The 26632-nt window shown below is 72.6% G+C and carries 26 protein-coding genes; 8 read left to right on the top strand and 18 right to left on the bottom strand.

The window, feature by feature from the left end; genetic code table 11:
- Positions 1-194: 194 nt before the first annotated feature.
- From ACFYP0_RS24225 to truB, 7 genes are all read right to left on the bottom strand, one after another.
- The gene (locus tag ACFYP0_RS24225) at positions 195-665 is read right to left on the bottom strand and encodes a GNAT family N-acetyltransferase (RefSeq protein WP_356976929.1); all 471 of its coding nucleotides are present in this window, start codon (positions 663-665) and stop codon (positions 195-197) included.
- A 115-nt stretch (positions 666-780) separates the two neighbouring features.
- On the bottom strand, positions 781-1548 hold the full coding sequence (gene dapB / locus ACFYP0_RS24220; RefSeq protein WP_124856496.1) for a 4-hydroxy-tetrahydrodipicolinate reductase: 768 nt from the start codon (positions 1546-1548) through the stop codon (positions 781-783).
- Positions 1549-1655: 107 nt separating this feature from the next.
- Positions 1656-3080, bottom strand: a complete 1425-nt coding sequence (locus ACFYP0_RS24215) for a M16 family metallopeptidase (RefSeq protein WP_356976927.1) — start codon at positions 3078-3080, stop codon at positions 1656-1658.
- Between the two features lie 47 nt (positions 3081-3127).
- On the bottom strand, positions 3128-5515 hold the full coding sequence (locus ACFYP0_RS24210) for a polyribonucleotide nucleotidyltransferase (protein ID WP_355500498.1): 2388 nt from the start codon (positions 5513-5515) through the stop codon (positions 3128-3130).
- A gap of 227 nt (positions 5516-5742) precedes the next feature.
- Positions 5743-6012, bottom strand: a complete 270-nt coding sequence (gene rpsO / locus ACFYP0_RS24205) for a 30S ribosomal protein S15 (protein WP_030337594.1) — start codon at positions 6010-6012, stop codon at positions 5743-5745.
- 199 nt (positions 6013-6211) lie between these two features.
- Positions 6212-7141 carry a bifunctional riboflavin kinase/FAD synthetase gene (locus tag ACFYP0_RS24200; RefSeq protein ID WP_355500501.1) on the bottom strand — a complete coding sequence of 310 codons (930 nt, stop codon included), beginning with the start codon at positions 7139-7141 and terminating at the stop codon, positions 6212-6214.
- 76 nt (positions 7142-7217) lie between these two features.
- Positions 7218-8102, bottom strand: coding sequence for a tRNA pseudouridine(55) synthase TruB (gene truB / locus ACFYP0_RS24195; protein ID WP_210815812.1), 885 nt, complete (start codon positions 8100-8102; stop codon positions 7218-7220).
- Between the two features lie 108 nt (positions 8103-8210).
- On the opposite strand from truB, the gene ACFYP0_RS24190 reads away from it, so the two are divergent.
- Entirely contained in the window at positions 8211-9221 is a 1011-nt protein-coding gene (locus ACFYP0_RS24190; RefSeq protein WP_386997659.1) for a hypothetical protein, read from the top strand.
- Positions 9222-9242: 21 nt separating this feature from the next.
- Here the strand turns inward: ACFYP0_RS24190 and ACFYP0_RS24185 are convergent, their stop codons facing one another.
- The 10 genes from ACFYP0_RS24185 to rimP all read right to left on the bottom strand — a co-directional run bounded on the left by ACFYP0_RS24185 (position 9243) and on the right by rimP (position 19222).
- Complete coding sequence (locus ACFYP0_RS24185) at positions 9243-10565, bottom strand: MATE family efflux transporter (RefSeq protein WP_386997657.1); 1323 nt, start codon at positions 10563-10565, stop codon at positions 9243-9245.
- A 693-nt stretch (positions 10566-11258) separates the two neighbouring features.
- Complete coding sequence (locus ACFYP0_RS24180) at positions 11259-11468, bottom strand: DUF6186 family protein (protein WP_208741081.1); 210 nt, start codon at positions 11466-11468, stop codon at positions 11259-11261.
- Complete coding sequence (locus tag ACFYP0_RS24175; RefSeq protein ID WP_124856480.1) at positions 11468-11875, bottom strand: hypothetical protein; 408 nt, start codon at positions 11873-11875, stop codon at positions 11468-11470. Before ACFYP0_RS24175 ends, ACFYP0_RS24180 begins: the two co-directional genes overlap by 1 nt.
- A gap of 102 nt (positions 11876-11977) precedes the next feature.
- Positions 11978-13027 carry a DHH family phosphoesterase gene (locus ACFYP0_RS24170; RefSeq protein WP_356976919.1) on the bottom strand — a complete coding sequence of 350 codons (1050 nt, stop codon included), beginning with the start codon at positions 13025-13027 and terminating at the stop codon, positions 11978-11980.
- The gene (gene rbfA, locus ACFYP0_RS24165) at positions 13024-13515 is read right to left on the bottom strand and encodes a 30S ribosome-binding factor RbfA (protein WP_356976917.1); all 492 of its coding nucleotides are present in this window, start codon (positions 13513-13515) and stop codon (positions 13024-13026) included. Before rbfA ends, ACFYP0_RS24170 begins: the two co-directional genes overlap by 4 nt.
- Positions 13516-13641: 126 nt before the next feature.
- The gene (locus ACFYP0_RS24160) at positions 13642-13938 is read right to left on the bottom strand and encodes a DUF503 domain-containing protein (RefSeq protein WP_091400377.1); all 297 of its coding nucleotides are present in this window, start codon (positions 13936-13938) and stop codon (positions 13642-13644) included.
- 91 nt (positions 13939-14029) lie between these two features.
- Positions 14030-17050 (bottom strand): translation initiation factor IF-2, encoded by a 3021-nt coding sequence (gene infB / locus ACFYP0_RS24155; protein WP_124856476.1) that lies wholly within the window; start codon positions 17048-17050, stop codon positions 14030-14032.
- 93 nt (positions 17051-17143) lie between these two features.
- Positions 17144-17476, bottom strand: coding sequence for a YlxR family protein (locus tag ACFYP0_RS24150; protein WP_112624296.1), 333 nt, complete (start codon positions 17474-17476; stop codon positions 17144-17146).
- A gap of 16 nt (positions 17477-17492) precedes the next feature.
- Complete coding sequence (nusA, locus tag ACFYP0_RS24145; RefSeq protein ID WP_124856474.1) at positions 17493-18536, bottom strand: transcription termination factor NusA; 1044 nt, start codon at positions 18534-18536, stop codon at positions 17493-17495.
- Positions 18533-19222, bottom strand: coding sequence for a ribosome maturation factor RimP (gene rimP / locus ACFYP0_RS24140; RefSeq protein WP_124856472.1), 690 nt, complete (start codon positions 19220-19222; stop codon positions 18533-18535). The genes nusA and rimP overlap by 4 nt, the downstream gene beginning before the upstream one ends.
- 155 nt (positions 19223-19377) lie before the next feature.
- Between rimP and ACFYP0_RS24135 the strand changes: the two genes are divergently transcribed.
- From ACFYP0_RS24135 to ACFYP0_RS24105, 7 genes are all read left to right on the top strand, one after another.
- Complete coding sequence (locus ACFYP0_RS24135; protein WP_244218930.1) at positions 19378-19905, top strand: hypothetical protein; 528 nt, start codon at positions 19378-19380, stop codon at positions 19903-19905.
- Positions 19902-20339, top strand: a complete 438-nt coding sequence (locus ACFYP0_RS24130) for a ferritin-like domain-containing protein (protein WP_124856468.1) — start codon at positions 19902-19904, stop codon at positions 20337-20339. The genes ACFYP0_RS24135 and ACFYP0_RS24130 overlap by 4 nt, the downstream gene beginning before the upstream one ends.
- 53 nt (positions 20340-20392) lie before the next feature.
- A complete protein-coding gene (locus ACFYP0_RS24125; RefSeq protein ID WP_124856466.1) occupies positions 20393-20995 on the top strand; it encodes a PadR family transcriptional regulator in 603 nt (200 codons plus the stop codon).
- Positions 20992-21726 (top strand): ABC transporter ATP-binding protein, encoded by a 735-nt coding sequence (locus ACFYP0_RS24120; RefSeq protein WP_225855205.1) that lies wholly within the window; start codon positions 20992-20994, stop codon positions 21724-21726. Before ACFYP0_RS24125 ends, ACFYP0_RS24120 begins: the two co-directional genes overlap by 4 nt.
- Positions 21723-24494 carry an FtsX-like permease family protein gene (locus ACFYP0_RS24115; protein ID WP_244218929.1) on the top strand — a complete coding sequence of 924 codons (2772 nt, stop codon included), beginning with the start codon at positions 21723-21725 and terminating at the stop codon, positions 24492-24494. Before ACFYP0_RS24120 ends, ACFYP0_RS24115 begins: the two co-directional genes overlap by 4 nt.
- Before the next feature lie 74 nt (positions 24495-24568).
- Complete coding sequence (locus ACFYP0_RS24110) at positions 24569-25069, top strand: nitroreductase/quinone reductase family protein (RefSeq protein ID WP_124856462.1); 501 nt, start codon at positions 24569-24571, stop codon at positions 25067-25069.
- 92 nt (positions 25070-25161) lie between these two features.
- On the top strand, positions 25162-25890 hold the full coding sequence (locus ACFYP0_RS24105; RefSeq protein ID WP_112601981.1) for a nucleotidyltransferase domain-containing protein: 729 nt from the start codon (positions 25162-25164) through the stop codon (positions 25888-25890).
- Between the two features lie 6 nt (positions 25891-25896).
- On the opposite strand, the gene ACFYP0_RS24100 is transcribed toward ACFYP0_RS24105, so the two are convergent.
- Positions 25897-26610 carry a VIT1/CCC1 transporter family protein gene (locus ACFYP0_RS24100; RefSeq protein ID WP_091400358.1) on the bottom strand — a complete coding sequence of 238 codons (714 nt, stop codon included), beginning with the start codon at positions 26608-26610 and terminating at the stop codon, positions 25897-25899.
- Positions 26611-26632 lie beyond the last annotated feature (22 nt).

The following is a 26632-nucleotide window of genomic DNA, read 5'->3' as shown; positions in this document are numbered from 1 at the left end:
CACCCGCCCGGCCCCTCGCCGGTCGATCATGGAGTTGTGGTGGGCGACAGCTCCGTGTACGCCCTTTATGTGAGACACCACAACTCCATGATCGCCGCCGGCCCGGCCGGACGCCCCGGCGATCTTGCAGTTTCGGTTGCCGTTATGGGTGAGATGTTTTCTATGTCGCGACAGGAAGTGCTAGATCGCGGGGGTCAGGGGGTGAGTTCGGCGATCAGCTCTTCGTCGTCGATCGCCCCCGTGGGGTGAAAGCCCAGGGAGGTGTAGAGGGCCGCGGCTGGGGTGTTGTCGGGGTGGTACGACAGGCGGACCGGGGGGTTGCCGGCCTTGGCCGCCAGCCAGGGGGCCAGCGTATGCACGGTGGCCCTGCCGACGCCCTGGCCCTGCTCGGCGGCGTCGACCAGCATTCCGCCGATCCAGTGCGAACCGTCGTCGTCCACGCCCCACATGACGTGGCCGACGACTGTCTCGTCGGCGTACACGGCGAGGGAGTTCCACACTTCGGAGCGGGTGCTCAGCAGCAGATAGCGCGCGCCCAGCGCGGCCACGAAACGGCGTTGGTCGTCTCGCGGGGCGACGTCGGCCACCGCCCGCCAGTTGTCGTCGTCGACAGGCCGGAGCGTGACTTGCCGCCCGCGCCGGTCCAGGTGCCCTGCATTGATCATCCGACGGATGCTACCGGGCCCGCGGATCTTGGACACCTTCGTCAGCCCGCCCTGGGAACGAAAACCGTCCAAGATCTACGGTGCCGCGATGTGGAGGAGCGGACGAGCGGCCCGGTCAGTCGAGCAGGGCGTCCAGGCCGACGGTGAGGCCGGGGCGGTTGCGCACCGCGCGGACGGCCAGCAGCACACCCGGCATGAACGACACCCGGTCGTACGAGTCGTGCCGAATGGTCAGCGTCTCGCCGGTGCCGCCGAACAGCACCTCCTGGTGAGCGACCAGGCCGGTGGCGCGCACCGCGTGGACGCGTACCCCCTCGATGTCGGCGCCGCGCGCACCCGGCACCTCGTCCTTGGTGGCGTCCGGGACCGGGCCGAGGCCGGCCTCGGCGCGGGCCTGGGCGATCTGCCGGGCGGTGTGGGTGGCGGTGCCACTCGGGGCGTCCAGCTTGCGCGGGTGGTGCTGCTCGATGATCTCGACGGACTCGAAGTGTCGAGCGGCCCGCGCGGCGAACTGCATCATCAGCACCGCGCCGATGCCGAAGTTCGGAGCGATGACCACGCCAACTTCGGGCTTGTCGGCCAGCCAGCCACGCACCTGCTCCAGCCGCTGCTCGGTGAAGCCGGTCGTGCCGACCACCGCGCTGATGCCCTGCTCGATGCACCACTGGAGGTTGTCCATGACGACGTCCGGCGTGGTGAAGTCGACGACCACCTCGGCTGTGGAGACGGAGGAGCGGCTGTCGCCCTGGTCGACCGCCGCGGTCAGGGCGAGATCGTCGGCGGCGTCGACCGCCTTGCAGACCTCGATGCCCATCCGGCCGCGCGCACCAAACACGCCGACCCGCAGCTGCTGGGCCGGGGTCTTTCCCTGCTCGTCAGTCACGGGGCACAACCTATCCCAATCGGGACGGGCCCTTCCGGCCGGATCCGCTGTGCTCCACCGGCCGGGACGCCCGACCGGGGTGCCTCGGCCGAGCCGGGCCGCAGACCTCAGACCGTGAAGTCGCCGGCGCCGAACGGGCCCACCACGGCCAGCGACATCGGCCGGCTGAGCAGTTCGGCGGCGAGGTCGTTCACGTCCTCCACGGTGACCTCGTCGACCCGGCGGAGCAGCTCGTCGACCGGCATCAGGTCGCCGTAGAGCAGCTCACCCTTGGCCAGCCGGCTCATCCGCGAACCGGTGTCCTCCAGGCCGAGCACGAACGAGCCCTTGCTCATCCCCTTGCCCCGGGCCACCTCGGCCTCGGTCAACCCGTCGGCGGCCACCCGGGCCAGCTCGGCGCGGGTCAGGGCCAGCACCTCGTCCACCTTGCCCGGCGCGCAGCCGGCGTAGACGGCAAACAGGCCGGTGTCGGCGTACTGGCTGGCGTAGGAGTAGACCGAGTACGCGAGGCCGCGCTGCTCGCGGATCTCCTGGAACAGTCGGCTGGACATGCCGCCGCCGAGCACGTTGTTGAGCACCCCGAGGGCGAACCGCCGATCGTCGAGCCGGTCGATGCCGGGGCAGCCGAGGATGACGTGTGCCTGCTCGGTCTCCTTCGGCTCCACCAGGGTGGTCGCCGGCTTGGTGCGTACCGCCGGGGTCGCCGCGCGGTGCGGCGCCGGGCTGGCCGGGTCGCTGTCCAGCGGGGTGCCGCGCACGGCCTGACGGACCAGCTTGACCACCGCGGCATGGTCGAGGTTGCCGGCGGCGGCGATGACGATCTGCGGCGCGGTGTAGCGACCCCGGTAGAAGCTCTGGATCTGCCGCCGGGTCATCGGGGTGACGGTCTCCGCGGTGCCGGAGATCAGCCGGCCGAGCGGGTGATCGCCGTAGACGGCCTGGACGAAGAGGTCGTGCACCTCGTCACCCGGCTCGTCGTCGTGCATGGCGATCTCCTCCAGGATCACGCCACGCTCGGTCTCGACGTCGGCCGGCTCCAACAGCGAGTCGGCGACCAGGTCGCACATCACGTCGATCGCCAGCGGCAGGTCCTCGTCCAGCACGCGGGCGTAGTAGCAGGTGTATTCCTTCGTGGTGAAGGCGTTGGTCTCGCCACCCACCGCCTCGATCTGCGAGGAGATCTCCAGTGCGGTGCGCTTGTGCGTGCCCTTGAAGAGCAGGTGCTCGAGGAAGTGCGCGGCGCCGGCCTGCGGGCCGGTCTCGTCACGCGAGCCGACCGCCACCCAGATGCCGAACGAGACGCTGCGCATCGCCGGAATCGCCTCGGTGAGGACGCGCAGGCCGCTGGGCAGCACGGTACGACGTACCGTGCCGCCCAGCGGGTCGTCGCTGAGCGTCCGGGTCACCGCGCGGGCGGTGCCGCCGGAGCGGCCCGCCCCGGTGTCCCGAACTCGACTCGCTTGGCTGGCCCGCCAGCCGGGGGCCACCCCCCGTCGATCCGGTCGAAACGGCGCGCTGATGGCCCGACTCACGACTTGCTCCCGCTTCGACGAGGGGTGGGTGATGCGTTGTACGACGGTCAGCTGTGCCGGGTCCGACGGCGCGGACGCTCGCCGCCCTCGCCACCCTCGCCGCCGCCGTTGCCGCCCTCGCCGCCGCGCTCCGGGCCACGCCCGCCACGGTCGCCGCCACGCTCACGGTCGCCGCGGTCACGCGGAGCCCGGTCGCCACGGTCCCGACCAGCCGGCCGGTCGCCAGCGGCGGCCTCACCGGCGGCCGGAGCCTCGGTGCCCTCCGGGCGGACCTTGTCGAGGTAGATCTTGCCGCGGGCGTCGATGTCCGCAATCTCGACCTCGACCCGGTCACCGACGTTGAGGAAGTCCTCAACACGCTCGACCCGCTTGCCGTCGCCCACCTTGGAGATGTGCAGCAGGCCGTCACGGCCCGGCAGGAGCGAGATGAACGCGCCGAACGCGGCGGTCTTGACCACCGTGCCGAGGAACCGCTCGCCCTGCTTCGGCAGCGTCGGGTTGGCGATGCCGTTGATCCGGTCGACGGCCGCCTGGGCCGACGGGCCGTTGGTGGCGCCGACGTAGATCGTGCCGTCGTCCTCGATGGAGATCTCGGCGCCGGTCTCGTCCTGGATCGCGTTGATGGTCTGCCCCTTCGGGCCGATCACCATGCCGATCTTGTCCACCGGGATCTTGACGGTGGTGACCCGCGGCGCGTAGTCGGACATCTCGGCCGGAGCCTCGATCGCCGCCTTCATGACTCCGAGGATGATCTGCCGGGCCTCGTTCGCCTGCTGCAACGCGGCGGCCAGCACGTCCGACGGGATGCCGTTGAGCTTGGTGTCGAGCTGGAGCGCGGTGACGAACTCCGGCGTGCCGGCGACCTTGAAGTCCATGTCACCGAACGCGTCCTCGGCACCGAGGATGTCGGTCAGCGTCACGTACTGGGTCTTGCCGTCCACCTCGTCGGAGATGAGCCCCATCGCGATGCCGGCGACCGGCGCCTTCAGCGGGACACCCGCGGAGAGCAGACCCAGCGTCGAGGCGCAGACCGAACCCATCGAGGTGGAGCCGTTGGAGCCGAGCGCCTCCGACACCTGCCGGATGGCGTACGGGAACTCCTCGCGCGACGGCAGCACCGGGATCAGCGCGCGCTCGGCGAGGGCGCCGTGGCCGATCTCGCGACGCTTCGGCGAGCCGACCCGGCCGGTCTCACCGGTCGAGTACGGCGGGAAGTTGTAGTTGTGCATGTAGCGCTTGCGGTTCTCGGGGGACAGCGTGTCCACCATCTGCTCCATGCGGAGCATGTTCAGCGTGGTGACGCCCAGGATCTGGGTCTCGCCCCGCTCGAACAGCGCCGAACCGTGCACCCGGGGCAGCACGCCGACCTCGGCGGTCAGCGCCCGGATGTCGCGCGGGCCACGCCCGTCCATGCGGACCTGCTCGCGCAGCACGCGGTTGCGCACCTCGGACTTGGTCAGCGACCGGAAGGCAGCGCTGAGCTCCTTCTCGCGACCCTCGAACCGTGCGCCCAGCTCCTCGGCGACCCGGGCCTTGACCCGGTCCAGGGCCTCCTCGCGGTCGGCCTTGCCGGCGATGGTGATCGCCTCGGCCACGTCGCCGCGGGCCAGCTCGGAGACGGCGTCGTACACGTCGTCCTGGTAGTCCAGGAAGACCGGGAACTCGGTGACCGGCTTCGCGGCGACCTCGGCCAGCTCGCTCTGCGCGCGGCACAGCTCACGGATCGCCGGCTTCGCGGCCTCCAGGCCGCTGGCGACGACCTCCTCGGTCGGGGCGGTGGCACCGGCCGTGATGAGGGCGACGGCGTTCGGGGTGGCCTCGGCCTCGACCATCATGATCGCGACGTCGCCGTCCTCGAGCGTGCGGCCGGCCACGACCATGTCGAAGGTGGCGCGAGCCAGCTCCTCCAGGGTCGGGAAGGCGACCCACTGGCCGTCGATGTGGGCGACGCGGGTCGCCCCGATCGGGCCGGAGAACGGCAGGCCGGAGAGCTTGGTCGACATCGAGGCAGCGTTGATCGCCACGACGTCGTACGGGTGCTGCGGGTCGAGCGCGAGGATGGTCTCGACGACCTGGACCTCGTTGCGCAGGCCCTTGACGAAGGACGGGCGCAGCGGCCGGTCGATCAGCCGGCAGGTGAGGATCGCGTCCTCGCTGGGCCGACCCTCACGGCGGAAGAACGAGCCGGGGATGCGGCCCGCGGCGTACATCCGCTCCTCGACGTCGACGGTCAGCGGGAAGAAGTCGAACTGCTCCTTCGGGTGCTTACCGGCGGTCGTGGCGGAGAGAACGACCGTCTCGCCCAGCTGGGCGATGACGGAACCGGCGGCCTGGCGAGCCAGCCGACCGGTGGAGAAGGTGATCTCGCGGGTGCCGAAGGACCCGTTGTCGATCACGGCGGTGCGGGATTCGGTGCCGAGTTTGGTCTCGGTCATGTGCTGTCGTGCTCCTTCGCGTCGTGGGCCCACGACATCGGGGAGCTGCTCAGCCGGCCGGTCTTCGATCGAAGCGCCCGGGTGGCCGGCATGATGCCGGGGTTCCCGGGGGCCACTACCGGAGACCGGTACGCTGACCGGCTCCCTCTCGGGTGGTCGCGCGGCCCGTGTTTCTTCAGGTGGGACGCGGTACGGGGGAGCGGCCGTCCGGCCACTCCCCCGTCACGTCACCGGCGCAGACCGAGCCGCTCGATGAGCGACCGGTAGCGGGCAATGTCCTTCTTCTGGACGTAGTTGAGCAACCGACGGCGCCGGCCGACCAGCAGCAGCAGCCCACGGCGGCTGTGGTGGTCGTGCTTGTGCACCTTCAGGTGCTCGGTCAGCTCGGCGATCCGCTTGGTGAGGACCGCGACCTGGACCTCCGGCGAACCGGTGTCGCCCTCGGCGGTCGCGTACTCCGCGCGGATGCTGGCCTTGGCTTCCTGATCGAGCGCCATGTTCTCCCTGTTTCGATGGGTTGATCAAGTGGGTGTCCGTCGTCCCGATGGACCGGGAACGGACCGGTACCTCGCACCCGCGGCGTCGAGCAGGCACGCGAGGCCCCACGCCGGTCACCCGACGTCCCGGCAAGACTACCAGCACTCGCCGGTAACACCCGGCGAAGGGCCTCGGTGGCGGCCCGCCACCTCTCCACGATCAGCCCAGTACGCGTCGGGTGCGCTCGACGTCCTGATTCATCTGGGCGATCAACGGCTCGATCGAGTCGTACCGGATCTGACCACGCAGGTGCGCCACGAAGTCCAGGGCGAGCCGCTCGCCGTACAGGTCGCCGGAGAAGTCCAGCGCGTACGCCTCCACCCGCCGCTCCCGGCCGGAGAAGGTCGGGTTGGTGCCCACGGACACCGCCGCCAGCAGCGGCTCGTGCTGACCGCGGCGGATCAGCCGGGCCGCGTACACGCCGTCGGCGGGCACTGCCGCGTACCGGTGGCAGAGCAGGTTGGCGGTGGGGAAGCCCAGCTCCCGGCCCCGCTGGTCGCCGCGGACCACGACGCCCTCCACCCGGTGTGGGCGGCCCAGCGCGGCGGCCGCCGCGCCCACGTCACCCGCGTCGACACAGGACCGGATGTACGTGGAGGAGAAGACGGTGCCGGCCTCGGCGACCAGCGGGGCGCCCTCCACGCCGAAGCCGAACGTCTGACCCAGCCGTTCCAACAACGCCACGTCGCCGGCGGCCCGGTGCCCGAAGCGGAAGTTGCTGCCGACCACCACCAACGCCGCGTGCAGGTGCTCGACAAGGACGTCGTGCACGAACTGCTCGGCCGGCACCCGGGAGAACTCCGGGGTGAACGGGACCACGCAGAGCACGTCCACGCCGAGCGCCTCGATCAGTTCGGCCTTACGGGCCGGCTCGGTGAGCACCGCCGGGTGCGAACCGGGGCGGACCACCTCGGCCGGGTGCGGGTCGAAGGTGACCACCACCGACTGCACGCCCAACTCGCGGGCCCGGGCCACGGCGTGCCCGATCGTCGCCTGGTGCCCCTTGTGCACGCCGTCGAAGACGCCGATGGTGACCACCGAGCGTCCCCACCCGCCGGGCGCCGCGTCGTAGCCCCGCCACCGCTGCATGCCGTTCCTCTCTGCTGTCCCGCCGGCCGGCGGGTCGACACCGCCGGCTGCGGGCCGGCGGACCTGCGCTGCGCTGTCAGGCCGGTGCGAGCACGATCTCCGCGCGGGCCCGCCCGTCCCGCTCGCTGACGATAGCGATCAGGCCGCCGGCCGGCCCGAAGACGGCGTACGGCCCGGTGAGGCCGGCCGGGTCCAGTGGCCCACCGTGGGCGAGCACCCGGGCCTCGTCCGGCGTGGCCTCCCGGCGCGCGAAGAACCGGTCGGCCGCCGCGTCCAGTGGCAGGTTCACCACGTCCGGGGCGCGCTGCTCCAACTCGTCGAGCGTCGCCGCCTCGGCGAGGGTGAAGCCACCCACCGCGGTACGCCGCAGCGCCGTGAGGTGCCCGCCGACGCCGAGCGCCAGGCCGGCGTCCCGGGCGATGGCCCGGATGTACGTGCCGGAGGAGCAGGTCACATCCACGTCCACGTCGACCACGTCCGGCTCGGTGCGGCGGATCGCCAGCACCTCCAACCGGGAGATGGTGACCCGCCGCGCCGGCAGCTCGACGCTCTCCCCGTCGCGCACCCGCTTGTATGCCCGCTGCCCGTCGATCTTGATGGCGCTGACCGCGCTCGGCACCTGGTCGACCTCGCCGCTCAGCCCGGCCAGCGCCGACCGGATCGCGTCGTCGGTGACCTGCCCGGCCGGCACGGTGGCGGTGACGTCGCCCTCGGCGTCGTCGGTGACTGTGGTCTGGCCGAGCCGGATGGTGCCGGCGTAGCTCTTGCCCGCGCCGATCACGTAGGTCAGCAGCCGGGTGGCCCGTCCGACGCCGATCACCAGCACGCCGGTCGCCATCGGGTCGAGGGTGCCGCCGTGCCCGACCCGCCGGGTCTTCGCCAGTCGGCGGATGCGCGCCACCACGTCGTGCGACGTCATGCCGCCGGGCTTGTCGACCACGATCAGACCATCGGTGCTCACGTCGGCCAAGCCTGCCAGATGTGGCCGCCGCCCTCGGGGCCGCCCTGGTGACCGGCGCCTACTATCTGCTCGCGCTGGCCACCAGCGGCCAAAACTGACGGGGGAACCATGGACAGCACGTCGTCGAGCGAGCCCACACCGACGGACCCGGTCGACCCGCCACCGCCGCCCGCCGCGGTGGCGCAGGTCAACCCGGTGCAGCTACCGGATTGGCTACGGTCATCGCAGACCGAGCACCAGCCCATCGGGTGGGACCGGGTCCGCTTCTTCTCGGCCCGGCACAACGGGGCCCTGCTGCTCGGCCTCGGGCTGGTGATGGCACTGCTGATGGTCGTCGGCGGGGTGGTGTTGGTCGGTCGGGTCGCCGATGGTGTCCGTACGTCCGCCTCGGCGAGCCCCACACCGACCCCGACCCCGCCGGTGAGCAGGGTCGGCGAACCACGGGATCTGTTCGCCGGGTCGCCGGCGGCCTCCTTCGCGCCAGCCGAGGAGGCCGTGCGGATGCCTGCGGCCAAGAGCACCGGGCCGTTCACCGCGGCCCAGGTGCGGACCGCGCTGGAGTCGGTGCGCAAGGCACTGATCGAGAGCCGGGTCGACATCTCGATGTTCTCCGGGGATCCGGAGCCGTTCCTGGCGCTGCTCGCCCCGGACGCTCGCGAACGGCTCCGGGGAGACTTCACCAACGGCAGCTTCCTGCGGTACGCCACGAGGATGGCGTCACCGTCGGAGTGGGAGTTCGGCGTCCGCGCCGACGGCCGGGTCAGTTACCGGGCCACCATGCAGAACGGCGTCCGACTGCTGGAGGTCTCCACGGAGTTCGTCTGGGCGTACCCGTTCGACGTGGATCTGCGGGCGCCCGCCGGCGCGACAGTGGTGGCGCTACGCGACCAGGTGGTGTGGCAGGTGCCGCACCCGGACGACGTGCCGACCTCCGCCCGGGGCCTCTGGGTCAGCTCGGCGGAGGCCGTGACCTGGAACGCGGACTGCGCCCAACTCCGTGAGGGCTGGGTGCAGGAGCAGTTCTGGGTGGCCGATGTGCACCAGGACCGGATACCCGCGGGCGACCCGGGCACCATCTTCGACCTCGACGCGCCCGCGCCGACCACCACGCGCTGCTGACCGGCGGGCTCCGGCGACCGGTCAGCGGACCGCGCCGGTCACCGCCCACCTGCCGTTGCGCAGTCGCAGCAGTAGGGCGACCAGCCGGATCACCACGAACACTGTGAGCCCGGCCCAGATGCCGCCCAGCCCGAGGTTGAACGCGAACGCCAGCCAGATGGCCGGCAGGAAGCCACCGAGCGCCGCCACGATGGTGAGGTTGCGCAGGTAACGCACGTCGCCGGCGCCGATCAGCACCCCGTCGAGGGCGAACACCACCCCGGCCAGCGGCAGCATGACGACGAACCACGGCCAGGCCACCATGGCCTGCTCGCGTACCCCTTGGTCGGAGCTGAACCACGACGGCACCACGTCCGCGCCGGCGGCGGCGAGCAGCGCGAAGCCCACGCCGCAGACGCCGCCGAGCAGCCCGACCCGCCGGGCGAGCGCCCGTGCACCCGAATCGTCGCCGGCGCCGAGCGCGGCACCGACCAGGGACTGCGCGGCGATGGCGAGGGCGTCGAGCACCAGCGCGGTGAAGAACCAGAGTTGCAGGGCGATCTGGTGGGCGCCGACGGCGGCGGCGCCGAAGCGGGCGGCGACGGCGGTCGCGGACAGGAAGCTCGCCTGGAACGCCAGCCCACGGATCAGCAGGTCGCGGCTGAGCACCAGTTGTTGGCGGATCACGCGGGGTTGGGGTCGCAGCGACACCCGCTCGCCGACCAGGGCGGCGGCGAAGAGCACCCCGCAGAGCGTCTGCGCGACGACGTTCGCCACGGCCGAACCGACCAGACCCAGCCCGCCGGGGTAGACCAGCAGCGGGCAGAGCAGCGCGGAGAGCAGGTTGGGGCCGAGCACGAAGAACAGGGGGCGGCGAGTGTCCTGCACGCCGCGCAGCCAGCCGTTGCCGGCGGCGGCGAGGAGCAGGCCGGGAGCGCCGAGGGCCGCGATCCGCAACCACTGGGCGGCGGCGTCGGCGACCTCGCCACCACCACCGACGAGGGTACGCGCGAGCGCGCCACCGCCGACCTGCATGCCGACCGCGATCAGCAGACCGACACCGAACGCCAACCAGGACGACTGGACGCCCTCGGCGACCGCGGCAGCCCGGTCACCCGCGCCGAAGCGGCGGGCCGCGCGGCCGGTGGTGCCGTAGGCGACCACGGTGCCCACCCAGGCGGTGAGCGTCATGACAGTGCCGCCGACCGCGAGCGCGGCGAGCGGCACCCGGCCGAGGTGACCGACCACCGCGGTGTCGACCAGCACGTAGAGCGGCTCGGCGGCGAGCACCACGAGGGCCGGCAGCGCGAGCGCGGCGATCCGCCGGGGCGAGGCGGGTCGGTGAGCGGTGGTGGCGTGGTTCATCGCCGCCGATCCTGGCACGGCTGCGGTAAGGATCGCAATCCCACCGACTACTTACCTTCGCCGGTGGCGCCCGTCGACGGGTGGCCCCTCAGGCTCGTCCCAGCCCCCACGTGCAGCACCTGCCGGCGGGCAGTCGGGGCGTCGGCTTGTCGGGTCGGACGCTTTGGAGCTGATGTCGTAGACGAATCACGTCGTGATGTCACAGGTGATCTCGTGATGTCGCAGACGATGTCGTGATGTCGCAGACGATTCAGCTCCAAAGGCGAACCAGGAGCTGGCCGAACCTCCCGACCGCACCGGTCTGAGGGATCACCGTCGGAGGGGTCGGATCACTGACGCGTGTCCATCGACGTCTGCAGCGCGCGGCGGGCCTGCTCGCGGGCGTCGTCGGTGGTGGTCTCGGGCTTGGGCTTGTTCGGCATGGTGGCGCTCCTCTTCCCAGGGCGTGAGCCGCCGACACGCGGCGGCCCTCACGGGCGGTCCTGCTGAGGCCCCACGGCGGTCCGGGGTTACCGGAGCAGCCGACTGGGCAGCGTGAGCCCGGGTCGATCCGACCCTGGAGGGAGGCGGCACGGGGTGTGGCACCACCGCCCATGACCTGCACCGCTACGCGGCACCGGCCTTCTCCCAAGTTATCGTTCAGGTCCACATACTGCTTACGGTTCCCGCCATTTGGACGGTCGGCAGCCCAGCTCAGCGAGCCAGGAAGTGCCAGCCCAGCCACCACCAGAACCCGAACAGACCGATCCGGCCCACCGGCACCGGACCGACCTCGTAGCGCATCACGTAGGCACAGACCTCGCCCAGGGTGGGGATCCGTGACCCCTCCCGCCGGGCCATCCACTCGACCACCGCGAAGAGGATCAGCGCGGCGAGGAAGCCGCCGATCGCGAGCGCGCGCATCATCGCCGCACCAGCCCCCAGAAGGCGGACAACCAGGCGAACCAGACCGCCGACCGGGTCAGTTGATCCTCCAGGAGAGGATCGGCCAACCGGGAGAAGGTGGGGAAGTCGTCGCCGGCAGCCAGCACGAAGGTCACGCCCTCGAAGACCCCGAAGACCACCACCGGCACCGCCCACCAGGCCGCCCCCGGGCCCAGCCGGCGCGGCGCCGGCCGACGGGGCACCCGGTTGCTCAGACCGAGCCAGATCAGCACCCCGCCCGTTCCGAGGGTGAACAGATTCGCCTCGGTGGAGAAGGAAGCGAACCGGCCACCGACGAGCGACAGGCAGACGAGGACGGGAACGGAGACGGCGGGCCGGTCCCAGGCGCGGGGGGCCTCCACGGTGAGGTCGTGCGGCTGCTCCATCCCGCAATTCTTCCCGGTATCACGGAACGCGGGAAGACCAACACTCCCCGGAGCTGACCCTGATCTTCCGGACCGCCGGAACGATGGCGACCGAAGGGCGCGTCAGCCGATCAGCGCCGCGTCCAGCTGACCGCGGATCGACTCGACCACCTGCTCGACAGTGCCCCGACCGGTGAACCCGGCCGCGAACGTGTGCCCACCACCGCCCAGCGCTACCGCGACCCGGCTGACATCCACCGCGCCCTTGCTGCGCATCGACACCGCCCACTCGGCGGGCCTGGTCTGCTTCACCACACAGCTCACATCCGCCTCGGCGGTGCAGCGCACGGAGTCGATCAGAGCCTCCAGCACGTACGGCCGCTGGTCGTGCCGGGCCAGGTCATCGAGGGTGGCGAAGGTCCAGACCAGGCCCCGACCTCCGGCGGCGGCCGGCTCCAGTCGAGCCCGGCCGAGCACCTCACCGAAGAGGCGGACCGCGCCGAAGGGCCGGGTGTCGAAGACCCGCCGGGAGATGTCACCCGGCGAGATGCCGGTCGCCAGCAATCGGGCGGCCATCTGATGCACCTCCGGAGTGGTGGCCTCGAACCGGAACGAGCCGGTGTCCGTGGTCAGCGCCACGTAGAGGCACTCGGCGATGGCCGGATCCACCACCACCCCGAGCCGGGCCAACAGTTGTTCGGCCACGACCGACGTGGCCGCCGCACCCGGGTCGACCAGGTTGACACTGCCGAAACCGGGGTTGGAGGCGTGGTGGTCGAGCACCAGCGCCGCACCTGCCGACGACAACCGCCCGGCCAACTCGCCGAGACGTGACTCGCTCGCCGCGTCGAAGCAGATCACCAGATCGGGCGCCGGGTCGGCGGCGTCCGCCGGGACCAGCAGGTCCAGCCCGGGCAGCCCTCGGAACGGTTCCGGCAGCTCCGGCGGCCCGGGAAAGGTCGCCTGCACGTCGCGTACGCCGAACTGCCGCAGGCCCAGACCGAAGCCGAGCATGCTGCCCAACGCGTCGCCGTCCGGATTGATGTGGCAGATCAGGAGCACCCGGGCGGTCGGCGGGAGAGCCCGCACCAACGCCTCGGCCGCGGCCCAGTCCGCCTCGGCGGGGCCGAGCCCTGCTGCCCCGGCGAACGGGGCGCTGGCGGTGCTGGTCACCGCGTTTCCCCACCCCGCGGGGTCTCCTTGACGTCGGTGGCCTCGTCGGCCTCGTCCGTCTCGTCGGCCTCGTCGTCCACCCGGTACGGCTGGGCCTCGCCCGCGTACTTCGCCTGGGCGGCGAGCCGCTGCACCTCGGCGTCGGCGTTGCGGGCGGCGGCGAGCAGGTCGTCGATGTGCTTGACCTGGTCCTGCACGTCGTCGAGGACGAACGTGAGGGTTGGCGAGTGGCGCAGCCCGAGGGCCTTGCCGACCGTGCTGCGCAGCAGCCCCTTGGCGCTCTCCAGCGCCGCCGCGGTGTCCGCCTGGGCCACCGAGTCACCGAGCACCGTGTAGAAGACCGTCGCGTCACGCAGGTCAGCGGTAATCCGGGCATCAGTGATGGTGATCATCCCGAGCCGCGGGTCCTTGATCTGGCTCCGCACCACCGACGCGACCAGCTCACGCACCCGTTCCGCGTGCCGGCGTACCTTGGCCGGATCAGACATCTCGCCACCTCCACGGCGTCCTGCTTCCGGCCGAACCGGCGGCCCGCAGGCCGCCGGCCGACCGGCCAACATCTCGAACACTACCTTCGGGGCCGCTCCGGTCGCCCGGCACAGCCGGCACCATGGTCAGTCGTCGTCCACGCCGTAGAGCCGGCGTCGAACCGACAGCAACTCGACCTCGGGGCGATTGGCCACCAGGCGCTCACAGGAGTCGAGCACCTCGCGGACGTGCGCCGTCTCGGCGGCCACCACGGCCACCGCCAGCTGCGCTCGACCATGCAGGTCGAGCGCACCCACCTCGGCGGCCGACACCTCGAAGCGGCGCAGCGCCGCCACGATCGGCCGTACATATGATCTCTTGGCCTTGAGCGACCGTGAGTCGCCCGGCAGCAGCAGGTCGAAGACCGCGGTTCCGGTGAACATCGCCCCGGACGATACCGCCAACCCGCCCCGCATGATCAAGGGGTTTACGCCGAGTCGGCGTAAACCCCTTGATCAGCGTGTCACTGCCGGATCAGGAGCGAACCTTCTCCCGCATCTCGAAGGTCTCGATGACGTCGCCGACCTGGACGTTGTTGTAACCACCCAGGGTCAGACCGCACTCGAAGCCCTCGCGGACCTCGGTGGCGTCGTCCTTGAACCGCTTGAGCGAGGTGATCGTGAGGTTGTCCGCCACGACCGCCCCGTCCCGAAGCAGGCGAGCCTTCGCGTTGCGTCGGATGATGCCCGACCGGACGATGCAACCGGAGATGTTGCCGATCTTGGACGAGCGGAAGACATCGCGGATCTCCGCGCTGCCCAGCTCGGCCTCCTCGTACTCCGGCTTGAGCAGGCCCTTGAGCGCTGCCTCGATCTCCTCGATGGCCTGGTAGATGACGGTGTAGTACCGGATCTCCACGCCCTCGCGGTCGGCCATCTCACGGACCTTGTTCGAGGCCCGCACGTTGAAGCCGATGATCGTGACCGGCTCGGACGAGGCACTCGCGAGCATGACGTTGCTCTCGGTGATCGCGCCGACGCCCCGGTCGAGGACCTTGAGCTGGACCTCCTCGGGGATGTCGAGGTTGAACAGCGCGTCCTCCAGGGCCTCCACCGAACCGGAGACATCGCCCTTGAGGATGAGGTTGAGCGAGGTCTTCTCGCCCTCCTTGAGCTGCTCCATGAGCGTCTCGAGGGTGGCCCGACCACGGGAGTTGGCGAAGGACGCCGCCCGCCGCCGTGCCTGCCGCTGCTCGGCGATCTGCCGCACCGTGCGGTCGTCCGCCGCGGCCAGGAACGTGTCTCCCGCGCCGGGCGGCGCGGTCAGACCCAGCACCATGACCGGACGCGCCGGCCCAGCCTCGGAGAGCTGGTTGCCGTTCTCGTCGAGCATGGCCCGGACCCGGCCGTGCGCCCCACCGGCGACGATCGAGTCGCCCGCCCGCAGGGTGCCCTTCTGCACCAGCACCGTCGCCACCGCACCGCGGCCCTTGTCCAGGTGCGCCTCGATGGCCACACCCTGCGCCGGCCCGTCGATCGGAGCGGTCAGCTCCAGCGACGCGTCGGCGGTCAGCAGGACGGCCTCGAGCAGCTCCTCGATGCCGATGCCCGGCTTGGCTGCCACGTTGACGAACATGGTCTCGCCGCCGTACTCCTCGGCGACCAGGCCGTACTCGGTCAGCTGCTGGCGGACCTTGTCCGGGTTGGCGTCCGGCTTGTCGACCTTGTTGACCGCGACCACGATCGGCACATCGGCCGCCTTGGCGTGGTTCAACGCCTCGATGGTCTGCGGCATCACACCGTCGTCGGCCGCGACGACCAGGATCACGATGTCCGTGACCTGGGCGCCACGAGCACGCATGGCGGTGAACGCCTCGTGACCCGGGGTGTCGATGAAGGTGACCGCCCGGTCCTCGCCCTCGTGCGGGACGTGGACCTGGTAGGCACCGATGTGCTGGGTGATGCCACCCGCCTCACCGGCCACGACGTTCGCCTTACGGATGGCGTCGAGCAGCTTGGTCTTACCGTGGTCGACGTGACCCATGACGGTCACCACCGGCGCACGGCTGACCAGACGCTCCTCGGCCACCTCCGCGTCGAGGTCGATGTTGAACTGCGCGAGCAGCTCGCGGTCCTCGTCCTCCGGGCTGACGATCTGGATGTCGAAGCCCAGGTGCTCACCCAGCAGGTGCAGGGTGTCGTCAGAACACGACTGGGTCGCGGTCACCATCTCGCCCAGGTTGAACATCTCCTGGACCAGCGAACCCGGGTTGGCGTTGATCTTGTCCGCGAAGTCGGACAGCGAGGCGCCACGGGAGAGCCGGACGATCTGACCCTGACCCCGGGGAGCACCCGAGCTCATGGTCGGAGCCGACAGGTTGTCGAACTCCTGTCTGCGCTGCTTCTTGGACTTGCGACCGCGCGTCGGCCGACCACCCGGACGCCCGAAGGCACCCGCGGCGCCGCCGCCACGGCCACGACCGCCCGCACCCGGACGACCGCCGCCACCGGCCGGACCACCCGGACGGAAACCGCCACCGGGAGCACCCGCACCGCCGCCGGGACCGCCACGGTAGCCACCGCCACCGCCGGCACCCGCGCCGCCACCAGGGCCGCCGCGGTAACCGCCGCCACCGCCACCGGCGCCACCGCCGGGACCGCCACGGAAACCGCCGCCACCGCCACCGGGACGACCTGCGCCGCCACCGGGACGACCGGCGCCACCGGGACCGGGGCGACCGGCAGCCGGACGCTGGCTCGGCATGGACGCCGGGCTGGGCCGCGGCGGCATGGAGTTCGGGCTCGGCCGCGGCGGCATACCCGCCGGGCTGTTGGGCCGAGAGCCACCCGCACCGGCGGCCGGGGGCCGCTGCTGCTGGCCACCCTGGATGCCGAACGGGTTGTTACCGGCACCGCGCGCCGGCGGACGACCGCCCGGCCGGGCACCCGGACCGGGAGCCGGCGTGCTCGGACGAGCTGCCGGCGAACCGGGACGGGGCGGCATCGCCGCGGGACCCGGCCGAGGACCGGGCCGGTTACCGCCGTCTGCCGGAGGCTCCCGGCGAACGGGGTTGTCCCGCTGCTGCTGGCGGGCGGCCTGTGCGGCCTTGACCGCGGCCTCCTGCTCAGCCTTCAGCGCGGCGGCACGCGCCTCCGCGGCCGCCACCTCGATGTCGTGGGCACTCGCCGGCTTGGCGACCGGGGTCGCCGTCTGCGGGGCACCGGGAACCGGCCCCTTGGGCTTCGGACCGGGTGCCGGCGCGGCCGGCCGCCGAGGCGGCATCGGCCTGGCCGAGACCCGGGGCGCGCCCGGGGTCGGGGTTGGAGTCGGGGTCGGGTTCGAAGCCGGCGTCGACGCGGGCGCCGACGGGGCGGCCGGAGCCGGGGCTCCGGCGGACGCGACGAATGCGTTACGCAGCCGCCGGGCGACGGGCGCCTCGACGGTGCTGGACGCGGACTTCACGAACTCGCCCATTTCCTTCAGCTTGGCGAGAACGGTCTTACTCTCGACCCCGAGCTCTTTTGCAAGCTCGTGTACGCGGGCCTTGCCTGCCACTGCACTCCTCACTCCGAGGTCGTGCGGGCAGCACCCGCAGCGACCTCACTCGTGCACTTGAAGCCTGGTCATTTCAGGGACTTCATCGTGTGCTCATGTCGGTCGTCCTACCCTGCTAGCGACCCTCGCCCGGTCGGGCTGACCGGACGTAGTGGTTGGCGCATCGACGTGCTCCGCCAGCGCACCGTGGTCGAGGACCTCGGTGCTGCGCAGCGCACGCCCGAAGGCGCGGCGCCGCACCGCCAGCGCGAAGCAGGCCGGATCCGGGTGCATGTTCGCTCCCCGACCCGGCAGCCTGCGGCGCGGATCAGGCCGGAGACTGTGACCAGCCTCGTCCCTGACCGCGACGATCCGCAGCAATTCGCTGGCCGGCGCACGTTGCCGGCAACCCACACAGGTGCGCTCCGGCTGCGCGCGTCGTACCACTGGAGGAAGTCTACCCCTAGCTCCCCGAGATCGCGCCGCCCGGCTCCCGCACGTGATCAGTTACCCCACGCGCGGCCGGCGCCGCCTGCTCCGCATCGGACCGAATGTCGATCCGCCAACCGGTCAATCGGGCCGCGAGTCGGGCATTCTGCCCCTCCCGACCGATCGCCAGCGAGAGCTGGAAATCGGGAACGGTCACCCGGGCGGCCCGGTTGGCCAGGTCGACCACCTCGACCCGCAGCGCCTTGGCCGGCGACAACGCGTTGCCGACGAAGGTGCCCGGGTCGTCCGACCAGTCGATGATGTCGATCTTCTCACCGTGCAGTTCGCTCATCACGGCACGCACCCGCTGACCCATCGGGCCGATGCAGGCGCCCTTGGCGTTCACCCCGGGCACTGTGGAGCGGACGGCGATCTTCGTGCGATGGCCCGCCTCACGGGCGATCGCGCCGATCTCGACGGTGCCGTCGGCGATCTCCGGCACCTCCAGGGCGAAGAGCTTCTTGACCAGAGCCGGGTGCGACCGGGACAGGGTGATCTGCGGCCCGCGCATGCCCTTGGCCACGTGCACCACGACGCAGCGGACCCGCTCGCCGTGCGCGTACCGCTCGCCGGGCACCTGCTCGGACTGCGGCAGCACGCCCTCCAGCTTGCCCAGGTCGACGCTGACGATGCCCTTCTCGGTACGCGTCTCGTGCGCCTGCACCACGCCGGTGACCAGGTCACCCTCGCGGCCGACGTACTCGCCGAAGTGCACCTCGTCGGTGGCCTCCCGCAACCGCTGGAGGATCACCTGCTTGGCGGTCATGGCGGCGATCCGGCCGAAGTCGTGCGGGGTGTCGTCCCACTCCCGCACCAGGCTGCCGTCGGCATCCATCTCCTGCGCGTACACCAGGGCGGCGCCCGATCTGCGGTCGATCTCCACCCGGGCGTGCGGTTCGGCCCCGTCGGTGTGCCGGTAGGCGGTCAGCAACGCGGTCTCGATCGCCGCGAGAATCGTGTCGAACGGGATCTCCCGCTCGCGCTCGAGTGCGCGCAGCGCCGCGAGGTCGATGTTCACCTCTCCTCGTCCTCCACATCATCTTCGTCGTCGATGTCGTCTGAATCGTCGATCTCGTCGGAATCGTCCGCGTCGTCGACTTCGTCGTCCGGCTCACCCAGCTCGGCGAGCCGGGTGAACTCGACCTGCACGCGGCCCGGGCCCAGCTGGGCGTACGCCCAGGCGGCGCGGCCGTCGTCGGTCTCCAGGTGCACGCCCTCGTCGTCGGCCGCGACCACCCGGCCGGTCAGCTGACGGTCACCGGCGGGCTGCTCGCCCCGCTGGCCCGGCAGCGCGGCCGCGCCCCGGGCGGTGACCTTGACCAGTCGACCCACGTTGCGCCGCCAGTGGCGGGGCAGGGTAAGTGGCCGGTCGACGCCGGGCGAGCTGACTTCCAGCTGGTACTCGCCGGCGACGATGTCGCCACCGGTTTCCTCCGCGGCGTCCAGTGCGGCCGAGACCGCGCGGGAGACGTCAGCGACGGCGTCCAGGTCGATCCCGCCGTCGGTGTCCACCATCACCCGCACCACGTGCCGGCGGCCGGCCCGGGAAACCGACAGGTCCTCCAGGTCGTAGCCGGCGTCGTTGACCACCGGCTCGATCACGGCCCGCAGTCGGTCCCGCCGGGCGGCGAGGTCACCGCCGCGCGGGCCCGCAGCACCGCGGGGTCGACCCGTCGGCCTGGTGGCACGGCCACGCTGCGTCATCTCCGCACCCTCTCCCTGGTCGACGGGGACCGGTCGTCCCGCCATGCCGGCACGCCACCGGAGTGGACACGCCGGTGGTTGCGCAGAGCGTAACGCGCCTGCCCGGCGGCGGACCGGGCGGCGCACCGACGCCGGTGACCCCCGGACCGGCACGGATGGTGTTGACTTGGCCGGTGGGGATCGGCAGAACGACGCAGCGCGACCAAGCATCCGGACATTCCCGGCGAAAGCTCCTGAGTGCCGGGGCGCTGCTGGTGCTCGGCGGCGCCGTGACGCCGCTGACCGGCTGTGATCTTTTCGACCGCGACGATCAACCAGCCCCACCGCCCGATCCGCTGCGGCCGATGGTGGACGAGTCACTCGCGCTGGCCGCCGCGTACCGGGCGAGCGCGACCGCCCATCCCGAGCTCGCCGACCGGCTCAACCCGATCGCCGAGACGCACACCGCGCACGCCACCGAGCTGGCCCGGGTGATCGGCGTGACAGTGCCGTCGGCGGCCTCCGCCGCACCGACCACCGCCCCGGCCGCCGATCCGAACGGCGCGCGCGCCGCCCTACGGGCGCTGGAGAAGACCGCCCAGCAGTCCGCCACCGCCGCCTGCGCCGCGGCGCCCGCGGAGCGGGCGGCACTGCTCGGGTCGATCGTCGCCGCCCGGGCAACTCACCAGGAGGCACTGAAGTGAGGCAGCCGTCCGCCGGAGAGGCACTCGCCGCCGCCCTGTCCGCCGAGTACGCGGCCATCTACGCCTACGGACGGATCGGTGTCCGGCTCAGCGGAGCGGCGCGGGACGCGGCACGCCAGGCGGAGGCCGCGCATCGACGCCGGCGCGACGCGCTGGTGGTGCAGCTCACCACGGCCGGCGGCGTCGTCCCGCCGGACCGCGCCGGGTACGCCCTGCCGTTCCCGGTCACCGACCGGGCCAGCGCCCTGCGGCTCGCCGCAGAGGTGGAGGAGCGCACAGCCGCGCACTGGCGAGCCGCCCTGGCGTCCACCACCGGCGCCGACCGGGACCAGGCGCTGGCCGCCCTTGTCGAGTACGCCGTGCGGGCCACCCGGTGGCGGAAGACGGCCGGGCAGACCCCACTGACTGTCCCGTTTCCCGGTCGACCCACCTGAACCCGGTCCACTCCGGTTGCGGTGCGCATACCAGGTATGCATACTCCGTTGCCATGTCCATCCGTCACGGGTTGCTCGCCCTGCTCGAACGCGGCCAGATGTACGGCTACCAGCTGCGCGCCGCGTTCGAGGAGTCGACCGGCTCGACCTGGCCACTGAACATCGGGCAGGTCTACACCACGCTGTCCCGGCTGGAACGGGACGGTCTGGTGCGCCCGCTGCCGGAGAGCGAGGCCGGGCAGCGCCCGTACGAGATCACCGACGCCGGCCGGGCGGACCTGGCGCTGTGGTTCGCCACCCCGATCAGCCGTACCGACCGCCCCCGCGACGAGCTGGCGATCAAGCTGGCACTGGCGCTGACCACCCCCGGGGTCGACGTCCGGTCGGTGGTGCAGGCCCAACGCAGCGCGACGATGCGGGCCCTTCAGGAGTTGACCCGGTTGAAGTACGGCACCAACCGGCCGGAGGACCTTCCCTGGCGCCTCGTGCTGGACTCGATGGTGTTCCAGGCCGAGGCCGAGGTGCGCTGGCTGGACCACTGCGAGACCAGTCTGGTCCGGCACCAACCCAGCGGCCCGGCGCCTCCCGCTCCCCGACCCGATGACGCCGACGCGCGAGACGCGGCTCGATGGACCGGCGAGGAGGCAAGACGGTGAGCGGATCGGACGACGCGGTGCTGGAGCTACGCGCCGTCCACCGCACCCACGGCGCCGGGCCGGCGGCGGTGCACGCGCTGCGCGGCGTCAGCCTGGTCGTCCGGCCCGGCGAATTGGTCGCCGTGATGGGGCCGTCCGGCTCCGGCAAATCGACCCTGCTGGCTCTCGCCGGTGGGTTGGACCGTCCGACCGGCGGCGAGGTCCGGGTCGAGGGGCAACCGCTGGGGGCCCTGGACCGCCGCGGGCTGGCCCAACTGCGCCGCCGTCGGATCGGCTACATCTTCCAGCAGCTCAACCTGCTGGGCAGTCTGAGCGCGCTGGAGAACGTGGCGCTCCCGTTGGAACTCGACGGGACCAGCGGACGTCGGGCCCGCGCACTGGCCATGGCCGCGCTCACCGAGGTGGGCCTGCCCGCGTTGGGTGACCGTTTCCCGGACCAGCTCTCCGGCGGGCAGCAGCAGCGGGTGGCGATCGCCCGCGCGCTGGTGGGCGAACGCCGGCTGGTCCTCGCCGACGAGCCCACCGGGGCGTTGGACTCCCAGACCGGTGAGGCGGTGCTGCACCTGCTGCGCCGCCGGATCGACGCGGGGGCCGCCGGAGTGCTGGTGACCCACGAGGCGCGGCACGCCGGCTGGGCCGACCGGGTGGTGTTCCTCCGCGACGGAGTGCTGGTCGACACGACGGCACCGCTGGGCAGCGTCGAGCAGTTGCTGTCCGGCAGCGACCGGTGACCATTCGCCGTCCGACGCGGGCCCCCGGTCGGGCCGACACCGCGACGCAGCGGCCGGCCGCGCCGCCCGCCCCGGTCGGCCGACGGCGGTTGGCCGAGCTGACCGGCTCCTGGCGGGCGGCCCTGCGGATCGCCCGGCGGGAGTCACGCCGGGCCCGGCGGCGGACCGCCCTGGTGCTCGCGATGATCGCCATGCCGGTCGCGGCGCTGGCTTTCCTGGCGGCGAGCTACGACATGGCCGAGCTGACCCCACAGGAACGCCTCGACCGTCGGCTCGGGGTGGCCGACGCGCAGCTGCAGTGGATCTCCAACGGCCCGGTGGGGCAGGACGAGTGGGGTGAGGGTTGGTACACCCGCGACGGCGAACTCCCCGCAAAGGTCACCGCGGTCCAGCTGACGGCGCTGCTCGGGCCGGGCAGCCGGGTCACCGAGGTGCGTCCGCGCGTCCCGCTGACCCTGCGCGGCCCGCACCGCGACGAGGTGGTGAACGCTCGGGTGCTGGACCTCACCGACCCGTTGGCCCGCGGGCTGGTGCGGTTCCGGGCCGGCCGGGCACCGCAGCAGGCCGGTGAGGTCGCGGTCAGTCCGGTGGCGCTGCGTCGCCTGGATCTGCGCCTGGGCCACGCCGTGGCCGCCGCCGACGGAAGCAGGGCGTACACCGTGGTGGGGGTGGTCGAGTTTCCCGACGACCTCGGACCGGTGGTGGCGCTGCACCCGGGGGCCGCGCCATCGACCGGCCCGGAGCCGGACAGCGTCTGGCTGGCGGACGTGCCGGGCACCGTCGACGCGGCGCTGGTGTCCCGGCTCAACGACCGTGGGGTGGTGGTCACCGCGCGGCACCTCGGCTCGGCCACCGGAGCGGACCGGACACGGCTCGGGTCGATCATGGGGGACAACCCGAACGACCTGAGCACCGGCGTCCTGATCGCCGGCCTCGGGCTGCTGGAGGTCGTCCTGCTGGTCGGGCCGGCCTTCGCCGTTGGAGTCCGTCGCCGTCGACGGGATCTGGCGCTGGTCGCGGTGGCGGGCGGGGACGCCGCCCAGCTTCGCCGGGTCGTGCTGGCCGACGGTGTGGTGTTGGGTGTGCTGGGGGCCGCCGCCGGCCTGCTGGTCGGCGTCGCCGCGGCGTTCGCCGGTCGCCCGCTGATGGAGCAGTACGTCTTCAGCGCCCGTTTCGGCGGCTACCGCTGCTGGCCGAGCGCGCTGGTCCTGCTCGGTGGCGTCGCGGTGCTGGCCGGGGTGCTCGCCGCGCTGGCACCGGCCTGGACCGCCGCCCGGCAGGACGTCAGCGCCGGGCTCGCCGGACGACGCACCCCGGCGAAATCCCCGGGCCGGTGGTTGGCTCTCGGACTGGCACTGGTGGTCGGCGGGGCGGGGCTGGCGGCGTTCGGGGCCACCCGGACTTCCCCGGCGGTGGTTCTCACCGGGCTGATCCTCGGCGAGTTGGGCCTGGTCTGCTGCACGCCCACGCTGCTCGGGGTGCTCGCCCGCCTCGGCCGGGTGTTGCCGCTGGCACCACGGATCGCGCTGCGCGATGCCAGCCGCAACCGGGCCGCCGCGGCACCGGCCATCTGCGCCGTGATGGCCGCCGTCGCCAGCAGCGTCGCCCTCGGCGGATACCTGGCCAGCGACGACGCCCGCGACGAGCGCGCCTACCGGCCGGCGCTGCCGACCGGCCACGTGATGGTCAACCCGGTCGGACCGGCCGGGCAGCCCACGCTGGCCCAGATCACCGACGCGGCCCGAAATCAACTCGGGGTAGGCGCGGTCGCCCCGGTGCAGACACCGCGCTGCGGGGCGGGGCGCACCGGCTACTGCGACATCGCACCGGTGCTCCCGCCGACCCGGGCCTGCCCCTGGCAGCCCGGGGTTCAACTTCCCGCGGCGCAGCGCCAGCAGGCCCGCGCCGATCCCCGCTGCGAGATCCGCGAGGCGGACTACTTCGGCGGCTACGTGGAGCCCGGAGTCGACGACGGGACCGCACTCCCCCTGCTCACCGGCGTGGACCCGGCGACGACCGCCGCCACGGCGGTGCTGCGCGCCGGCGGCGTGGTGGTGACCGACCCGCGCTACCTGCACGACGGCCTGGTGACCGTCCGGATCAGCGAGGTGGAGGCCGGGCCGGACCGGCCGATCACCGTCCACGATCTTCCGGGGTACGCGCTCCCCCGGGCGACGGGCCCGTCCCGTCTGCTGCTGTCGACCGCCGCCGCCCGGCAACTCGGCCTGAGCTGGTCTCAGACCGGCTGGGTGATCGGCACCACGACCCCGCCCGACGAGGAGCAACAGGCACGGTTCGCCGCCGTCCTGCGGCCATTCGGGACGCTCGCGCTGAGCGTGGAGAACGGCGGCGCCCCCCGCGACGTCTCACCGTTGCTCCTGCTGCTCGCGGCAGCGGCCGGACTGATCACCGTCGGGGCGGCCGGAATCGCCACCGCGCTCGCCGCCGCCGAGGGACGCGCCGAGCTGACCACCCTCGCGGCCGTCGGCGCGGCCCCAGCGGTACGCCGGCTGCTGGCGATCTGCCAGGCCGGGGTCATCGCCGGTATCGGTTCGGTGCTCGGCATCGTGGCCGGCCTCGGCACCGCCGCGATCGTGCTGGTATCGGTGAATCGGCAGTACGCCAGTGCCTGGCCGGCATCCGATCCGTACCCCTTTCTGATGCCGTGGCCCGCGCTCGGGGTCCTGGTGCTGGTGCCGGTGGTGGCGATGCTCGGGGCGGGCCTGTTCACCCGGTCCCGACTGCCGATCGAGCGGCGCCTGGACTGACCGATCCGCCGGGCGACCGAAAGGGGACCGCGCGGGGGTGCCGCCGGGGCCGGGCAGCCGGCAGACTGGTCGGCGTGTCAGTGCTCAGGAATGTCGTCCGTCGAGTCGGTCATCGTCGCTGGTTCGGCGCCACCGCGCGCTTGCTGGTTCCGGCCGATCGGATGGTCGGTCGACTCACCCGGGGCCGGGTGGTCGCGCTCGGCCTGCTCCCCTCCCTGGTGATCACCACGACGGGCCGCCGCTCCGGCAAGCCCCGGAGCAATCCGCTGCTCTACGTGCCCGACGGCGACGCGTACGTGGTGATCGGCTCCAACTGGGGGCAGACCCACCACCCCGGCTGGGCGATGAACCTGCTCGCCGATCCCGCCGCCGAGGTGGACGTGAAGGGCCGGCGGGTCGCGGTGCGGGCCGAGCGGGCCTCCGGCGCCGAACGGGACCGGTTGTGGCAGCTGCTGGTCACCGCGTGGCCCGCGTACCACACGTATGTGCAGCGGGCCGGTGGCCGGGAGATCCACATCTTCCGGCTGGCCCCGACCGGGCGCGGCGCGCCCGAAGCTCCGCCGTCGGCTGGCTAGGCTGACGCTCGGTAGCCAGAGCGAGGTGGTCCCGTGAGCGCGAGGCGTGAGCCGGGGTTGCGAGCCCCGCAGCCGCGAACAGAGCTGGTCCGGTGAGTGAGCTGGCCGGTGTCGACCGGGGCGTCGACGATCGACGGTGGACGGTCGCGGAGCGGGTCGCCGAGGCGGTCCGACGGCGGTTCCCGGCCGATGCGCTCGCGATCGCGGTGCACGGGCCTCTGGCGCACGGGGACGACGACGGCGGCGGGGACCGCGAGGCGGGAATGCTGGTGGTCACCTATCGGCCCGGGACGGGCCCGCCGCCGGCGACCCGGCGGGTGGACGGGGTGCTCGTCGATCTGACGGTGGCCGCCGCCGAGGACTATCTGGCCCAGGCCCGGGTGCTCTCCCCGCTCTGGCCGCTGACCGCCGACCGGTACGTCACCACGCAGGCGTTGCACGATCCGACGGGCTGGTTGCGGACGCTGCGCGACGAGCACCTCGGCCGGCTGGCTCGGGCCCGGCCGGCCGAGTTCAGCACCGCGGCCCGCCAGGCGTGGTACCGGGGCAGCGCGGCGCACTCCCGGGCGGCCCGGCTCGCCGAGTGGTACGAGACCGATCAGGCTCTGCTGATGCTCGGTGAGGCCCGGCTGGCGGCGGCCACGGTGAACGGTCTGCTGAGTCGCACCTACTTCCGTGACCCGGGGGACGCGGTGCGGCGTACCGGGTTGGCCGGCGCGGACATGACCGAGGTGGGTGTGGTGCTGGCCCGGCAGGCCGAGGAGTTGGCCGCCCGTGGTCGTGCGGTCGACGGCACGATCGACGAGCTGCTCAGCACCTGAGGCGCGTCACAGCCCGCCCGGTACGCCGATCAGCGAGCCGATCAGGTAGGTGGCGCCGGCCGCCGCGGCGCCCAGCAGCAACTGGCGCAGCCCACTGGTCCACCAGGGACGGTGGGTGAAGCGGGCCACCACGGCACCGGCGGCGAACAGCCCGAGCCCGCCGACGGCGAGCGCCAGCCACAGTTCGGTGGCGCCGAGCAGGTACGGCAGCAGCGGGACCAGCGCGCCGATCGAGAAGAACAGGAACGACGAGATCGCCGCGGCCCACGGGCTGGGCTGGTCGTCGGGGTCTACGCCCAGCTCCTCGCGGACGTGCACCCGCAGCGCCTCCTCCGGGTCGCGCCGCACCGCCTCGGCGACCTGGGTGGCGAGGTCCCGGGGCAGGCCCCGGGCCACCCACGCGTCGGCCAGCTCCCGGGCCTCCGCCTCGGGGTGCCGTTCCAGTTCCCGTCGCTCCTTGGCCACCTCGGCGGCGACCTGCTCGTTGGCGGAGCGCACGCTGGTGTATTCGCCGAGGCCCATGGAGATCGCACCGGCGACGAGGCCGGCACTGCCGGTGAGCACGATGCTGCGGGGCGACACCCCGCCGCCGCCGACGCCGGCGATCAGGGCGATGTTGGTGACCAGGCCGTCCATCGCGCCGAAGACGGCGGGGCGCAGCCAGCCGCCGGAGACGTCCGCGTGGTGCGCCTCGCGCAGCGCCGCTGGGGTGTCGGTCACGGCGCCTGCCCTTCGTTCGCGA

This window comes from Micromonospora arida (assembly GCF_042873195.1).
Lineage (GTDB): Bacteria > Actinomycetota > Actinomycetes > Mycobacteriales > Micromonosporaceae > Micromonospora > Micromonospora arida.
This window is presented reverse-complemented; position numbering and strand designations above follow the sequence as displayed.